The sequence below is a fragment of the Mesorhizobium sp. M0715 genome (assembly GCF_040320355.1).
Classification (GTDB): domain Bacteria; phylum Pseudomonadota; class Alphaproteobacteria; order Rhizobiales; family Rhizobiaceae; genus Mesorhizobium.
Window position 1 is genome coordinate 183,307 of record NZ_JAMYPL010000005.1, and the last position, 15,664, is coordinate 198,970.

Consider the following 15,664-nt stretch of genomic DNA (forward strand, 5'->3'; position numbering starts at 1 on the left):
ACGGCCGGTCTGTGAAATCTTCGGTGAGCGTGCGCCATGGACTGAAGCCGGCACGCCGGAGCCACTGCTCTTTACCGAGGGCAAGGCCCGCAAGCAATCGCAAGATGGCATATAGGGGTTGGACCAGCCCGAGGCGAGAGCAGGCCGGACATATGCCGTGCCGATCGCTGGCCGCACCATCTGGCTATCTATCCGAAAACGTGGAGCACCACCGTCAGCCAGAAGGCGGTTGTAACAACCGCGCTCGCCGTGGCGATTGTCATCTGGTTCGACGCCAGCGCCTGGCCGGTGTTGAACTGCACGGCGATGAGATAGGAATTGATGCCGGATGGTAGCGCCGCCACCACCACCGCCACTTTGGCCGTCAATGGCGGCAGGCCAAGCAGCCAGACCAGACCGAGAACCAGAGCCGGCATCAGGAACAATTTCAGCACCGAAAGCGCCAGAGCCGGCCGGACATTGCCGGAGATACCGAAGCGGCGCAGGCTGAGGCCCATGGCGAACAGCGCCACTGGCCCGGCAGTGTCAGCCAGCGCATCGACCAGCCGTGTGGCAAGGTTCGGCAGCGGCGCGCCGGTTAGGCGCCATGCCAGCCCGGCCAGGATGCCGATGATCAGGGGATTGGTGAACAGTCTTCTCAGAAAGCTCTGGATGATGCGCAGCGGGTGTACGGGCTCGCTGCCACCGCGGCCAAATATCTCGAACATGATGATCGACGCCATCATCATGGTCGGCAGATGCACGGAAACGAGCAGCGACAGCACTTCGAATCCGCTGGACCCGAATACGCCGAGAACGAAGGGAATGCCCAGCAACACCACATTCGAGAAGGACGACGACACTCCACCGACGATACCTGTGCGTGCGTCCCGCCCGAAGATTCGCGTCGTCACCAGATGGCCGGCAGCCCATGTCATTGCAACCGCGGTGAAGTAAGCGCCCCACAGCGACCATGGCGCCACGCCATGGAAATCGGAATTCACCATCGTCCGAAACAGCAGCAGCGGCATCGCCACGTTGATGGCGAATTCGGAGATGCCGTCCCCGCTGGCCGGCTTTAGATAGCCGGTGAGCCCGGTGAGATAGCCGAGCGCGACGAGGCTGAAGACGAAAAGAACGGTTTCGGTGAGCGGCGACATTTTTCAGGGATAGGCGAGCCACGGCCGCGGCGCAATCGCGCCCGAATTTGATCATGCCCTAATTTGATCATGGCCAAATTTGATCATGGTCCATTGGCAGCGTTATAGAGGGCTTGGATCATCAGGGCGGATGCGAACGACAAATGACCTTTGTCGAAACCTCGAAGCTTAATCTTTTGCGGCGGGCATGGCTGACGGCTTTCATCGCCGCACTGCTTTGCCTTGCCGCGACCGCGCTTGCAGTTGCCGAGACAATAAGCCTTAAGGGCGTGGCGCTGATCATCGGCCAGTCGAATTACCTGCACATCGCCGCCCTGCCCAACCCCGCCAACGACGCCCGCGACATGGCCAAGATGCTGACCGACCTTGGCTTCGACGCCCGCAGCGTCACCGACCGCGACGCCACCAAGCTGAAGCGCGACCTGGAGCGGTTCACCGAAGATGCCGACGGCGCCGATGTCGCCTTCATCTACTACTCCGGTCATGGCATCGAGGCCGGCGGCGAAAACTATCTGGTTCCGGTCGATGCCGACGTCCCGTCGCTGAAGGATGCCGGCACCAGCCTTGTGCCGATATCGGCCGTCATGGAGGCATTGAAAAAGACAGTGCCGGTGACGATCATGCTGCTCGACGCCTGCCGCACCAATCCATTCCCCGCGGATGCCATGGTCCGGCGCTCACCGACCGCTTCCGCCTCGCCCATAGGCGCCGGCGGGTTGGAGCCGGTGCGCGGCGCGAAGGCGCTCGGCAATGCGCCGGCGGCCGACGCGAGCCTGGGTACGGTGGTCGGCTTTGCCGCAGAACCGGGTCGTCCAGCGCTCGATGGCGCCGCCGGCGAAAACAGCCCTTATGCGTCCGCTTTGCTGCGCCACCTCGCGGCGATGAAGGGTACCGAGTTCGGCTCGGTCATGCGCATGGTGACCGAGGAGGTCTATCTCGACACAAAGGCAAAGCAGCGCCCCTGGGTCAATGAAAGCTTGCGCCGGCTGCTCTATTTCGGCGTCGCGCCGGCGGAGCCGACCGGCGACGACGGGCTGATCACCGGCGAGCGGCGCCAGCTGCTGCTGACGATTTCCGACCTGCCCGACCCCAAACGGGCGCAGGTGGAACTGGCCTCGCTGCAGGAAGGCGTGCCGCTTGATGCGCTTTATGGCGTGCTGAAAGCGCTCGGCACGGAAAAGATCCCGGAAGATCCGACTGACCTGCAAAAGGTGCTCGACGCCCAGGCCGAGCGCCTGAAGAAGATGATGTCCGAGCGTGCAGCGCTTCGCACCGACGATCCGGAGATCAAACGGCTTGTCGCCTCCGCCGACAAGGCCATCAGCCAGGGCGCCATCGTGACGGCGCGTAAATTCCTCGACGATGCCGTCGGCCGGATCGAAGAGACCAACGACGCGGTCGATCAAGCCGAGGATCTCGTCAAGCAGAAGCGTCTTGCCGATGCCGCGATCTATGCCAGGCGCGCCGATGCCTCTGGCCTGGTCTTCGACTACAAATCCGCCGCAGGCGATTACGCCAAGGCCTTCTCGCTGGCCGAGAAATGGGACGACAAGCTGCGCTGGAACTACAAGAACCAGCAAGCCGAGGCGTTGAACGCCTACGGCTACGCCACCGGCGATCTCGATGCGCTGCAGCACTCCATCGAGGCCTATCGCACCATTCTGAACTTCATCCCCAATGACGAACAGAATCGCGACTGGGCGATCACCCGCAACAACATGGCGGTGGTGCTGCAGACCATCGGCGAGCGAGAGACGGAGACCGCGCGCCTTGAAGAGGCAGCGCGGATCTTTCGCGATTCCCTTGTCGTGTTCGAGCGCGAGAAGGACGATCTTAACTGGGCCGCCGCGCAGAACAATCTGGCCAACGTGCTGTTGAAGATCGGCGAACGTGAGAGCGACCCGAAACGCCTGAACGAGGCGGTGGTGGCGATGCGCGCCACACTCGAAAAACGCCCGCGCGACAAGGTCCCGCTCGACTGGGCCGCTTCGCAGAACAATCTCGGCCTGGCGCTCTATGCGCTTTCCGAGCGCGAGGCCGCCGGCGAACATCTGACGCAAGCCGAGGCGGCCTACCGGCTGGCACTTGAGGAATACACACGCGAAAAGGCGCCGGTTGAATGGGCGATGGTCGAGAACAATCTCGGCAACACGCTGGTGTCGCTCGGCATTCAGCTCAACGACAAGGCGAAGATAAACGAGGCGGCCAACGCGTTCCGTGCCGCGCTTGAAGTGCGAACCCGTGAAACCTTCCCCGTCTCATGGGCGACCAGCAGGCTCAACCTCGGCAACGCGCTGAGCGGTGTCGCCCGTTTCGATATGGGCACCGGCGCGCTCGAAGAGGCCGCGGCCGCCTATGACGATGCACTGACGGTCTTTACCCGGCAGCGTTTCCCGATGGACTGGGCGTCGGCGCAGAACAATCTCGGTTCGATCTACCAGACGCTTGGCCAGCGCACCCGCGACGCGGCCAAGCTGGAGCAGTCGGCCGCGGCCTTCCGGGCGGCCCGGCAGGTCTATGTCAGACGGAAATTCCCTCTCGACTGGGCAATGAGCCACTACAATCTCGGCAACACGCTGCAGCTCCTCGGCGGCGTCACCGACAAGCCGGAACATTATGGTGAAGCCATTGCCGCCTACCGCGATGCGTTGCGCGAGTACAAGCGCGAGACGAACCCCCGCCAATGGGCGCTGGCCCAGGCCGGCCTCGGCTCGACGCTGCACTGGCTGAGCATGAGCAATGCCGACTCCAGGACGCTGCTTGAGTCCATAGCGGCCCGCCGAGCAGCCCTCGAAGTACTCACCGTCGACGCGGCACCAGTCGACTGGGCCAACGCCCAGAACGGCATCGGCATGAGCCTGCTCAACCTCGGCAATCTCGAACGCACCGGCAAATACCTCGGTGATGCCGAGGCCGCCTTCGCGGCCACGCTGAAGGTATTCACCAGGGAAAGCCTGCCCATGCAATGGGCCTTCGCGCAGAACAATCTCGGTGACGTCAGCTGGAACCGAGCCAGCTATGGCGGGGGCAAGGCCGAATATCAAAAGGCGATCGAATTCTTCGAGAACGCCAAGCAGGGCTTTACCGAAGCCGGCTACACAATCCCCATCCCGCTCACCGACCAGAAGATCGATCTGGTGAAGAAGCAGATGGCGAAGAAGTAGGTCTACGCATCCCGCCGACCGCGCCTTGTCTTTCGGCTGGCTTTACCGTCCCTATATGTCCCGTCACCGGAACCCATTGCCGGGAACCGGAGAAGGATAGCGGATGATTCGATTTGCCTTCGCGTTGTTCCTGTTTCTTATTCCCGGCGTGGCCCACGCCACGGATGCAGGCTGGGCGCTGCTGCGCGATGGCGGACATGTCGTGCTGCTGCGCCATGCCATGGTCACCGGCACCACCGACCCGGCCAATTTCGACATCGACAGTTGCGCCACCCAGATGAACCTGTCGGCCCGTGGCAAGCAACAGGCGAGCAAGATCGGCGCTCTGTTTGCCGCCCGTGCGGCACCGATCGAGCGCGTGTTGTCCAGCCGCTATTGCCGCTGCCTCGATACTGCCCGCATCGCCTTCGAGGCCGAGCCGGAGCTGTTTGCTCCGCTCGATCTCCTGAAGGGCGACGAGGCGCAGAAAGCCGCGCAGATCGCGGCGATCCTGAAAGAAATCCGCGCCTATTCCGGCTCCGACAATCTGGTCATGGTCACCCATCTGGAAGACATCGTGGCGCTGACCGGCATCTCGCCGCGCGAAGGCGAGGCCGTGGTCGTGGAGCCGCAGGGCGATAGCCTGCGCGTGCTCGGCCGCGTCACCTTCTGAGCTCCCTGCGCGCGATCGCTGACGTCGAAAGCGGTGTTGCCGAAATGCCACCGCCGCAAGAAGCCGCAAATCCGCCACGACAATGCCGCTTGCGACAACCCGTCGCAGGGGCTATAGGCGCGCTCCCGGTCACGAGAACCGAAGCGAGCACAACGGTTGGAGCTTTCGCCTCCGCCCGTGCAGGCGGCTTTGCCGCCCTGTATACGGCGCCGCTTTGGGGACTGGGATCGCGGATGTAGCTCAGCGGGAGAGCGCCGGATTTGGGTCCGGAGGTCGGGGGTTCAATTCCCTTCATCTGCACCACGGATAGCTCAGTTTGGTTAGAGCATCAGATTGTTAATCTGACTGTCGAAGGTTCGATTCCTTCTCCATTGGCCTGAAAAGCCATCCGAAAAACGGTCAGGGGACTGGAATGCGAAAGACTGAACGGATGGCCCAAGCCCTCGGGCGCGGATCATCCCAAGCGTCTTTCGCCATCGGCTCGCGGCCAGGCCCGCGGTGACGATCAAGGCGCAGTGTCGCCGGCAAAGGAAGCTCGGCCTCCGGCGCCCGCTTCGCTGCCCCGCGATCCGCTCCCGAAGGCCCGCCACGGATTGATGCCACCAGTCCCCGGATCATTCGTGCCCGGACGATGACGCAAGACGACGATGTGAAACGAGAAACGAAAGGAACGATCGACGCATGACTTGACGCCTCGCATGTGGCCATGCCCGACAGGAGTGAAACAATGACAATTCTCGACAAGGTTCTTGGACGCGAGCGCGTCCTCGTAAAGGAAAACGAACGTGCCCTCACCCTCCACAAGGGTGAGATCAAGACTGTCCTGCTGCCGGGCGAACATTGGCTCGCCAACCGGCGCGGCAGCCTTGAAGTGTCCCGGCACGATCTGAAGAACCCGGAATTCGTTTCGGCATACGAGAAGGCGTTGTTCGACAAGCTCCCGGATGTGGCCGCGCGTCATTTCACCGTCGTTCGCACCGGGCGCACGGATGTCGCCATCATCGAGCGTGACGGCAATCTGCACGCCGTTCTGGCGCCGGACCGCAAGCTCGTGCTGTGGACGGATGCCGGTCCGTGGAAGGTGACGCTGATCGACACATCGGTCGATCTCGCCATCGATGCGGCGGTCATGCGCCGGCTCGGCCAGGCCCGGAAGGCGGAATTGATGTCCGTCCACCCGGTCGTCGACGGTCAGGCCGGACTGCTGTTCATCGACGGTGTCCTGGTCAGGACGCTGACGGCGGGCGTGCATGGCTTCTGGAACGTCGGACGCATGGTGCAGATCAAGGTCGTCGACCTCAAGCGCCAGTCGCTCGACGTTGCTGGGCAGGAAGTGCTGACCAAGGATCGCGTGACGATCCGCGTCAACATCGCAGCCGAATACCGGGTCGTCGATCCTGTCAAGGCGGTGAGCATGGTGAAGGACTTCTCCGAAGCCCTTTACCGCGCCCTGCAGTACGCCTTCCGCAAGACCCTTGGCGCGCTGACACTCGATCAGATCCTTGAAAAGAAGGTGACGATCGACGAGGAGGCCGCCGGCAAGGTTCGCGCCGACATGGCCGAGATCGGGGTGGAGGTCAGTGATATCGCGCTCAAGGATGTCATCCTGCCGGGCGAGATGCGCGAGATCCTCAACCAGGTGGTGTCGGCCGAAAAGCAGGCCGAGGCCAACATCATCCGTCGCCGCGAGGAGACGAACGCGACGCGTTCCCTCCTCAACACGGCCAGGGTGATGGCGGAAAACCCGGTGATGCTGCGGTTGAAGGAGCTTGAGGCTCTGGAAACCATCGCCGGCAAGGTCGAGCGGCTGACCGTCCACAACGGAACGGGCGGGCTGCTGAACGACCTGGTCAAGCTCCGCGACAGCTAATGCATGTCGCCCAAAGTGGTTCCGGTTTTGGGGAACGACATGCATCGAGACAAAGGCTGACGTAACGTCAAAGGGAAGGGCCGCCGGTCAGCCGGCGTCCCTTCTTGCCTTTACAGAGCAGGCTTCCCATCTGCGCCCGGCGTATCAGGCCTTTTCCTGCCGGGAAAAACCGATTAGACAGCGCCCAAACAAGATGCGGACAGATTCCGCCCGCAACCGAAGGAAAAGCCCTTGTCCACCACGTTCGACAAAGTCGCCAAGATCATTGCCGACACCAGCGAGATCGATATCGACACCATTACGCCCGAGAGCCACACGATCGACGATCTCGGCATCGACAGCCTCGATTTCCTCGACATCGTCTTTGCCATCGACAAGGAATTCGGCATCAAGGTGCCGCTGGAAAAGTGGACCCAGGAGGTCAATGACGGCAAGGCTTCGACCGACGATTACTTCGTCATGAAGAACCTGTGCGCCAAGATCGACGCACTGGTTGCCGCCAAGACCGCCTGACTTCGGTTGAGCGCGTGATCTTGACGCGCCCTGCCGCCTGACCCACAAAGCCGCTCATGAGCAGCCCCCGCGACGTCGTCATCACTGGTATCGGCCTTGTCTCCTCGCTGGGGGAAGGTCCGGACGCCCATTGGCAGAAGCTCGCGCAGCCGGGCCTGGAACCGGTGCTCGAAGCGGCGCGCTTTGCACCCTATACCGTCCATCCATTGCCGGAGATCGACTGGAACCTGCAGATCGCCAAACGCGGCGATCAGCGCCAGATGGAAACCTGGCAGAGGCTCGGCACCTATGCCGCAGGCCTGGCGCTGGACGACGCCGGCATCAAGGGCAATGACGAACTCTGCACGACCATGGACATGGTTGTGGCCGCAGGCGGCGGCGAACGCGACGAGGCGGTCGATGCCGCCATTCTCGCCGCTTCGGAAAGCCGCAACGACCGCGATGTGCTGCTCAACGAGAAATTGACCACCGAATTGCGGCCGACACTGTTCCTGGCCCAGCTTTCCAATCTGCTCGCCGGCAACATCTCCATCGTCCACAAGGTGACGGGCTCATCCAGAACCTTCATGGGTGAGGAAGGTGCCGGTGTCGCCGCCGTCGAGACGGCAGCCGCGCGCATCCGCTCCGGCCAGTCGACGCACATCCTGGTCGGCGGTGCCTTCCAGACCGAACATTCCGACATGCTGCTCGGCTATGAACTCGCCGGCTATTTGCATCGCGGCCCGTGGAAGCCGGTCTGGCAAAGACAGGGGGCTGAGGGCGGCGGCGTCGTGACTGGATCCGGCGGTGCCTTCCTGGTGCTGGAGCAGCGCGAACACGCGACAAGCCGCGGACGAAAGATTTATGCCGAGCTTGGGCCGGTCGTCTCCGGCCGCGCCAGGCGCCCACGGGGAGAACTCGACACCGAGATCGCCGCACTGCTCAAGCAGGCTGCAATGCCGAACGGCAAATTACTGGCCCTGTCGGGCGCGTCAGGCGCCCATATGGCAACCATCGCCGAGAAAGCAGCGCTCGACGCCAATCCGGCGATTGCCGCGCGCGGCTTCTCGACGCTGACCGGGCACATGAAGGAAGCACAGTTTCCCTTCGCCGTGGCACTGGCGGCGCTGGCCGTCGATCGCAAGGCCGCCTACCCCGTTTTTGATGCCGCAGCCGAGAAGCCGTTCGAAGGGGTTCCCGCAACCGTCCTTGCAACGGCGATCGGCTATCACCAATTCGAGGGCATGGCGCTGATCAACGCCGCCTGAGGCGGTGTTCCACGATCCATGCTGCAACGATAAACGCTCGAGGGCTCCCGCATGGCCAATCTGAACGATCATATGGGCAGGCCGATCGTCGCCGTCACCGGCATCGGCGTGGTGACCTCGCTTGGCGTCGGCAAGGCCGACAATTGGGCGGCGCTGACCTCGGGCAAGTCGGGCATCCACCCGATCACCCGTTTTCCGGTCGATCATCTCAACACCCGCATCTCCGGCATGGTCGACTTCCTGCCATCGAGCTCGAAGGGCTCCAGCCACCTCACCTATGAACTGGCGGAAACCGCCGCGCGTGAGGCCGTGGCCGAATCCGGCCTCGATTCCGGTGATTTCGGTGGTCCTCTCTTCCTCGCTTCACCGCCGGTCGAACTCGACTGGCACGACCGCTTCGCGCTCTACAATTCCGACAAACTGGACTCCGGCGGCGAACGGCTGCTGCGGGTGGCGCGCGGATTGAAGGAACTAGACATTTTCGAGACCACGCAGTTCGGCTCGATCGCCGACCGGCTTGCCGACCGTTTCGGCACACGCGGGCTGCCGATCACGCTGTCGACCGCTTGCGCTTCCGGCGCCACCGCCATCCAGCTCGGTGTCGAGGCGATCCGCCGCGGCGAATGCGACCGGGCGCTGTCGATCGGCGCCGACGGTTCGGCAACCGCCGAGGCGCTGATCCGCTTCTCGCTGCTGTCGGCGCTGTCGACCCACAACGACATTCCCGAAAAGGCGTCAAAACCCTTCTCCAAGGAGCGCGACGGCTTTGTGCTGGCCGAGGGCTCCGGCGCTCTCGTGCTGGAATCGCTGGAAGCCGCGATGGCGCGCGGCGCCACGATTCTTGGCATCCTGCGCGGCTGCGGCGAAAAGGCGGACGATTTCCACCGCACCCGCTCGAAGCCGGACGCTTCGCCGGCGATCGCGGCGGTCCGTGCTGTGCTTGCCGATGCCGGCTTGAGCGAAGACGAGATCGACTACGTGAACGCTCACGGCACTTCGACGCCCGAAAACGACAAGATGGAGCATCTGTCGCTGTCGACGGTGTTCGGCGAGCGGATCGGCTCGATGCCGGTTTCGTCGAACAAGTCGATGATTGGCCACACGCTGTCGGCCGCCGGCGCGGTCGAGGCAGCTTTTTCGCTGATGACGATGCGCGAAAGCGTCATTCCGCCGACCATCAACTATGACAATCCCGACCCCGCGATCGTGCTGGACGTGGTGCCGAACAAGAAGCGCAATGCCGAGGTTCGCACCGTTCTGTCGAACTCCTTCGGCTTCGGCGGCCAGAACACTTGCCTTGTCATGGCGCGGGAACCGGTCTAAGCGACCTTTTTCAGCCAGACCGAAACCGACAGGCCCAATGCGCGCATTGCAACTTATCGAGGACCGCCGTCTTGAAACGGTGGACCTGCCGCCACCCTCACCGCCGGCACTTGGCGAAGTCACGCTGCGCATCAAGGCGGTGGCGCTGAACCATATCGACGTCTGGGGCTGGCGCGGCATGGCCTTCGCCAAGCGCAAGCTGCCGCTGGTCGTCGGCGCCGAAGCCTCCGGCGAGGTCGAGGCGGTAGGCCCCGGCGTTTCCAGCCTGCTGCCCGGACAATTGGTATCGATCTACGGCGCGCGCACCTGCGGCCTCTGCCGAGCCTGCCGCGAAGGCCGCGACAACCTCTGTGAACATGTTTCGGGTGTGCACGGTTTCCATCTCGACGGTTTCGCGCAAGAGAAGATCAACCTGCCGGCTCGCCTGCTGGTCCCTGCCCCGCCCGGCGTGACCGACATCGGCGCGGCGGTCGCGCCCGTCACCTTCGGCACGGTCGAGCACATGCTGTTCGACAACGCCAGGCTACAGCCCGGCGAGACGATCCTTATCCATGCCGGCGGATCCGGCATCGGCTCGGCGGCCATCCAGCTGGCCAAGCGGATGGGCTGCACCATCATCACCACGGTCGGCTCCAACGACAAGATCGACAAGGCCAAGGCGCTCGGCGCCGACCATGTCATCAACTACCGCGACGACCGTTTCGAGGGCGTCGTGCGCAAGCTGACCAAGAAGAAGGGCGTCGATGTCGTCTTCGAACATGTCGGCGCCGACACTTTTGCCGCCTCGATGTTGTGCCTGAAGCGTGGCGGCCGCCTGGTGACCTGCGGTTCGACTTCCGGCGTGTCGACGCAGATCAACCTCATGCAGCTGTTCCAGCAGCAATTGAAACTGCTTGGCTCCTTTGGCTGCCGCATGGAGAACATGGCAAACGCCATGCAGAAAATGGCGGCGGGACAGGTCGCACCTGTCATCGATACCGAAGTCGACTTCGACGGTATAGATGCCGCGCTGAAGCGCATGGAAGGCCGCGACGTGTTCGGCAAGATCATCCTGCGCGTCGGCTAGAGCCTTGACCTCTGTGTTCAAGAAGTTCCGCCGGGATCTAAAATTTCGTTACGGCAGGCAACTGCGCCAGCTCAATTACTGGCTGGTGGCGCGGGCGGCGATGATGATCATCTCGGTCCTGCGCCTGCTGCCGGCCGACAGTGCGCTGAATTTCGCCGACCGCGTCGCACGCATGGTCGGCCCCCGGGTGGGACGCCATCAGGTTGCCGTCGACAATCTGCGCAAGGCCTATCCGGAAAAGAGCGAAGCCGAGATCCAGGCGATCGCCTCCGACATGTGGGGCAACATGGCCCGTCTTGCCGCGGAATACATCTTTCTCGACGCCCTCTTCGACTATGACCCTACAGCCATCAAGCCCGGCCGCATCGAGGTCAAAGGAGCGGACCACTTCGTCGAAATCGCTGGCGAACAGAAGCCGCATATCGTCTTTACCGGTCATCTCGGCAATTTCGAATTGCTGCCGGTGGCGGCGGCGACCTTCGGCATGAACATCACGGCGCTGTTTCGGCCGCCCAACAATCCTTATCTTGCCGACTACATCCTCTCGACGCGCCGCTCGACCATGGGCTCGTTGCTGCCATCGATGGCCGGTGCTTCATTCGCCTTGGCCGGGGTCCTGGAGAACGGCGGCAACATCGGCATCCTTGTCGACCAGAAATTCTCCAATGGACTGGATACGACGTTCTTCGGCCGTCCGTGCCAGAGCAATCGGGTGCTGGCCACCCTTGCCCGTCACTATGACTGCGACGTCTATCCGGCGCGCTGCATCAGGCTGCCAGGCAACCGCTTCCGGCTCGAAATCGAGGACAAGCTGACATTGCCGCGCACCGCTGACGGCAGCGTCGATGTCCACGCCACCACCCAGCGTCTCAACGATGTCGTCGAACGCTGGGTGCGAGAAGATCCCGGCCAGTGGATGTGGTTCCACAAAAGGTGGGAGATCAGCGGCGGGCGTCGAAAGCGGCCCTCGCAGGCAAAAGCGGTCCCAAACGCTTAAACAGAACTGCTGGCGAGGGTGTTAGCCCTGCGCCAGCCGACAACAGCGAACCTGAATCTCTTCAGTTCGTCACGACAATCCGCGTATTGCCGAAGCCGGCTTGCCGAACCATCGCATAGAAGGCGGCGGCGTTGGTCGGGTGCAAGCGCACACAGCCATGCGATGCCGGGCGCCCGAGCTGCCTCACCGCGCCGGTGCCGTGAATGGCATAGCCGCCGCGGAAGAACACGGAATGAGGCATCGGCGACATGTCGTATTTGCGCGAATACCACATCCGCGCCGTCCGTTGCGGCCGATAGCTGCCGCGCGGGGTAATGTAGCCTTTGCGCGCGGTGGAGACGCTCCACCGGTAAACCGACGCACCATATCTGACGGTCATCGTCTGCGACGACACGTCAATATTTGCAACGAGGCTGGCTGCCCAGCCCTGCCCCGAAGCACCGAACAGCATCGCAACAAACACGGCTGCCATGAGAACTGTCTTTTTCATGCGATCAAACCCCTTTGATTGCCCCTAACCTGTCTGCCCTCAAATTGTCTTTCATCTTTTTAATGGCAGATGAACGGGCTAACACACACACCTTGACCAATTCGCCAATCCAAAGCAGCGAATTTGAACGATTTCCCGCAATAGTTGCCGCAACGACACGCCGCCCAGGCTCGATCACCAACGGGCTTGCAAAACCGCTGAGATCGCTGCTCAACTCTGGGTATGAACGAGCGACTCCTCCGGGCAATCGATGACAGGCGCGACGATGTCGTCGCGCTGACCACTGAGCTGATCCGTTTTCCGACCATCAATCCACCCGGCGAGGCCTATCGGCCATGCGCCGAATATCTCGGCGCGCGGCTGAAGAAGAGCGGTTTCGAGACCGAATTCATCCGCGCAGAAGGCACGCCCGGCGACACCGACCGCTACCCGCGCGTCAATGTCGTTGCCCGTTTCGACGGAAGATCGTCAGGCGCCTGCGTCCACTTCAACTCACACATCGACGTGGTCGAAGCTGGCGACGGCTGGACCGTCGATCCTTTTGCCGGCATCGTCAAAGACGGCAAGGTCTACGGCCGCGGCGCCTGCGACATGAAGGGCGGTCTTGCCGCCTCGATCGTCGCAGCCGAAGCCTTCCTGGAAGTCTTCCCCGATTTTCCCGGCGCCATCGAAATATCCGGCACGGTCGACGAGGAGTCCGGTGGTTTCGGCGGCGTCGCCCATTTGGCCAGGCTCGGCTATTTCTCGAAGCCCAGGGTCGACCATGTCATCATTCCCGAGCCGCTGAACAAGGACCGCATCTGTCTCGGTCATCGCGGTGTCTGGTGGGCGGAGATCGAGACCAAGGGCGAGATCGCGCACGGCTCGATGCCGTTTCTCGGCGACAATGCCGTACGTCACATGGGCGCCGTGCTGAGGGCTTTCGAGGACGAGCTGTTCCCCGCACTCGACCGCAAGATGACGCGCATGCCGGTCGTGCCCGAAGGGGCAAAACGCTCGACCATGAACATCAATTCGATCCATGGCGGCCAGACCGAGGACTTCCGGCCCGGCCTGCCGTCGCCCAACGTGCCCGACTCCTGCCGGCTGACCATCGACCGCCGTTTCCTGCTGGAGGAAGATCTCGACACCGTCAAAGGCGAAGTGACCGGTATTCTCGACCGGCTAAAGCGCGAGCGGACAAAATTCGACTACGAAATCCGCGACCTGATGGAAGTGCTGCCGCTGATGACCGAGCGCGACGCCCCGGTGGTCAAGGCGGTTGCGCAAGGCATAATGGCGATCTTCGACCGCGAACCCGACTACGTCATTTCGCCCGGCACCTACGACCAGAAGCACATAGCCCGCATCGGCCATATCTATGATTGCATTGCCTATGGGCCGGGCATTCTCGACCTCGCCCATCGGCCGGACGAATGGGTCGGCATATCGGACATGGTAGAATCGGCCAAGGTGATGGCAATAGGGCTCAACGTGCTGCTGCGCGGCACAGCCACGGAATAAGGTGCGCACCGCGACAAGCTTCGACCTGCCGATGCGGTCGCCAGGACAAAAAGATTCCCGGCCACGCCAATGGGCAGAACGAAACGCAATTTACTCCGTGGCGAAATCACGCTTCTATCGCCCGGGTTCGAGCACGTGTCTGAACGCATGGGGAGTTGCACGATGAAACTGTGGAAAACCATTCTGGCGGCCGCGGTGCTGTCGCTGGCCGCCGGCACCTCTGCGTTTGCCGCGCGAACCGACCTGGTCATCGGCATCGCGCTCGAACCCCCGCATCTCGATCCGACCGCCGGGGCGGCCGCGGCGATCGACGAGGTTCTCTACGCCAATGTGTTCGAAGGCCTGACGCGCATCGGGCCGAATGGCGAGGTGCTGCCGGATCTGGCCGAAAGCTGGACCATTTCCGATGATGGAAAGGTCTACACCTTCAAGCTGCACACCGGCGTGAAATTCCATGACGGCACCGACTTCGACGCCAGCGACGTGAAATTCTCGCTCGATCGAGCCCGCGCCGAAAATTCCGTCAACGCACAAAAGGGCCTGTTCGCCGCCATCGACAAAGTCGACGTGGTCGACCCGGCAACCGTCAAGGTCACGCTGAAAAACCCGCAGGGCTCGTTCCTCTACAATATGGGCTGGGGCGACGCGGTAATCGTGGCGCCGGAATCTGCCGATACCAACAAGGAGAAACCGATCGGCACCGGCCCGTTCAAGTTCCAGAGCTGGGCCAAGGGATCGTCGATCACCTTGGTCAAATCGGATAACTACTGGGGTACGCCGGCGTCCCTCGACAAGGCCGAGTTCCGCATCGTGCCGGATGCAGCCGCCTATGTGCCGGCGCTGCTCTCGGGCGACATCCAGGCTTTCCCGTTCTTCGATGCCGACAGCGTCGCCCAGGTCAAGGACGACCCGCGCTTCAAGGTTGTGATCGGCGCGACCGAGGGTGAGACCATCCTGTCGATCAACAACAAGAAGCCGCCTTTCGACAAGCTGCAGGTAAGACAGGCGATCTCCTACGCGCTCGACCGCAAGGCGATCATCGACGGCGCCTCGGCCGGCCTCGGGCAGCCGATCGGCTCGCATATGTCGCCGGCCAACAAGGACTATGTCGACCTCACCGGCCGCTACCCGCATGATGTCGCCAAGGCCAAGGAACTGCTGAAGGAGGCAGGCCTCGAGAACGGCTTCAAGGCGACGCTGAAACTGCCGCCGCCCGCCTATGCGCGGCTCGGCGGCGAGATCATCGCCTCACAACTTCGCGACGTCGGCATCGATCTGGAAATCATCCCGGTCGAATGGGCACAGTGGCTGGATCAGGTGTTTACCAAGAAGGATTACGACCTGACCATCGTCTCCCACACCGAGCCCAACGACATCGATATCTATTCGCGCAAGGACTATTATTTCAACTACGACAACCCGGCCTTCGACAAGGTGATTGCCGACCTCGGTGTCACCTCCGACGAAGCCAAGCGCAAGGAATTGCTGGGGCAAGCGCAGAAGATCCTGGCCGACGACGCCGTGGTCGGCTTCCTCTACGAATTGCCGAAGGTCGGAGTCTGGGACGCCAAGCTGCAAGGGCTGTGGGAAAACGCGCCGATCCAGGCCAATGATTTGACCAAGGTGAAGTGGTCGGATTGAAGACTCAGGCTGCCTGGCGGAACTTGCGCTCCGTCACACCCCCCTCTGCCCTGCCGGGC

Annotated in this window: 12 protein-coding genes and 2 tRNA genes; 12 read left to right on the forward strand and 2 right to left on the reverse strand. The window is 62.6% G+C overall.

The window, feature by feature from the left end; all coding sequences use genetic code 11:
* Nucleotides 1-188: 188 nt before the first annotated feature.
* Nucleotides 189-1,139 (reverse strand): AEC family transporter, encoded by a 951-nt coding sequence (locus tag NKI21_RS08615; RefSeq protein WP_128303984.1) that lies wholly within the window; start codon nucleotides 1,137-1,139, stop codon nucleotides 189-191.
* Between the two features lie 143 nt (nucleotides 1,140-1,282).
* On the opposite strand from NKI21_RS08615, the gene NKI21_RS08620 reads away from it, so the two are divergent.
* From NKI21_RS08620 to NKI21_RS08665, 10 genes are all read left to right on the forward strand, one after another.
* Nucleotides 1,283-4,303: a caspase family protein gene (locus tag NKI21_RS08620; RefSeq protein ID WP_352439883.1), complete on the forward strand. Its 3,021-nt coding sequence runs from the start codon at nucleotides 1,283-1,285 to the stop codon at nucleotides 4,301-4,303.
* Between the two features lie 103 nt (nucleotides 4,304-4,406).
* A complete protein-coding gene (locus NKI21_RS08625) occupies nucleotides 4,407-4,955 on the forward strand; it encodes a histidine phosphatase family protein (protein WP_352439882.1) in 549 nt (182 codons plus the stop codon).
* A gap of 229 nt (nucleotides 4,956-5,184) precedes the next feature.
* Nucleotides 5,185-5,258 (forward strand) — tRNA-OTHER (locus NKI21_RS08630).
* A 2-nt stretch (nucleotides 5,259-5,260) separates the two neighbouring features.
* Nucleotides 5,261-5,330, forward strand: a tRNA-Asn gene (locus tag NKI21_RS08635).
* A 352-nt stretch (nucleotides 5,331-5,682) separates the two neighbouring features.
* Nucleotides 5,683-6,825, forward strand: a complete 1,143-nt coding sequence (locus NKI21_RS08640; RefSeq protein WP_023812260.1) for a slipin family protein — start codon at nucleotides 5,683-5,685, stop codon at nucleotides 6,823-6,825.
* A gap of 231 nt (nucleotides 6,826-7,056) precedes the next feature.
* Nucleotides 7,057-7,338 (forward strand): acyl carrier protein, encoded by a 282-nt coding sequence (locus NKI21_RS08645; protein WP_010909964.1) that lies wholly within the window; start codon nucleotides 7,057-7,059, stop codon nucleotides 7,336-7,338.
* Nucleotides 7,339-7,394: 56 nt separating this feature from the next.
* Complete coding sequence (locus NKI21_RS08650; RefSeq protein WP_128303982.1) at nucleotides 7,395-8,585, forward strand: beta-ketoacyl-ACP synthase; 1,191 nt, start codon at nucleotides 7,395-7,397, stop codon at nucleotides 8,583-8,585.
* A gap of 51 nt (nucleotides 8,586-8,636) precedes the next feature.
* A complete protein-coding gene (locus NKI21_RS08655; protein ID WP_127291675.1) occupies nucleotides 8,637-9,908 on the forward strand; it encodes a beta-ketoacyl-ACP synthase in 1,272 nt (423 codons plus the stop codon).
* Between the two features lie 37 nt (nucleotides 9,909-9,945).
* On the forward strand, nucleotides 9,946-10,974 hold the full coding sequence (locus NKI21_RS08660) for a zinc-binding dehydrogenase (protein WP_127291678.1): 1,029 nt from the start codon (nucleotides 9,946-9,948) through the stop codon (nucleotides 10,972-10,974).
* A 13-nt stretch (nucleotides 10,975-10,987) separates the two neighbouring features.
* Complete coding sequence (locus NKI21_RS08665; RefSeq protein ID WP_164892933.1) at nucleotides 10,988-11,971, forward strand: lipid A biosynthesis lauroyl acyltransferase; 984 nt, start codon at nucleotides 10,988-10,990, stop codon at nucleotides 11,969-11,971.
* 61 nt (nucleotides 11,972-12,032) lie between these two features.
* Here the strand turns inward: NKI21_RS08665 and NKI21_RS08670 are convergent, their stop codons facing one another.
* Nucleotides 12,033-12,461, reverse strand: coding sequence for a L,D-transpeptidase (locus NKI21_RS08670; protein ID WP_023812266.1), 429 nt, complete (start codon nucleotides 12,459-12,461; stop codon nucleotides 12,033-12,035).
* A 222-nt stretch (nucleotides 12,462-12,683) separates the two neighbouring features.
* On the opposite strand from NKI21_RS08670, the gene NKI21_RS08675 reads away from it, so the two are divergent.
* Both NKI21_RS08675 and NKI21_RS08680 read left to right on the forward strand, forming a co-directional pair.
* A complete protein-coding gene (locus NKI21_RS08675) occupies nucleotides 12,684-13,964 on the forward strand; it encodes an acetylornithine deacetylase/succinyl-diaminopimelate desuccinylase family protein (RefSeq protein ID WP_023812267.1) in 1,281 nt (426 codons plus the stop codon).
* A 162-nt stretch (nucleotides 13,965-14,126) separates the two neighbouring features.
* Nucleotides 14,127-15,605, forward strand: coding sequence for an ABC transporter substrate-binding protein (locus NKI21_RS08680; protein ID WP_023812268.1), 1,479 nt, complete (start codon nucleotides 14,127-14,129; stop codon nucleotides 15,603-15,605).
* Nucleotides 15,606-15,664: the final 59 nt, after the last annotated feature.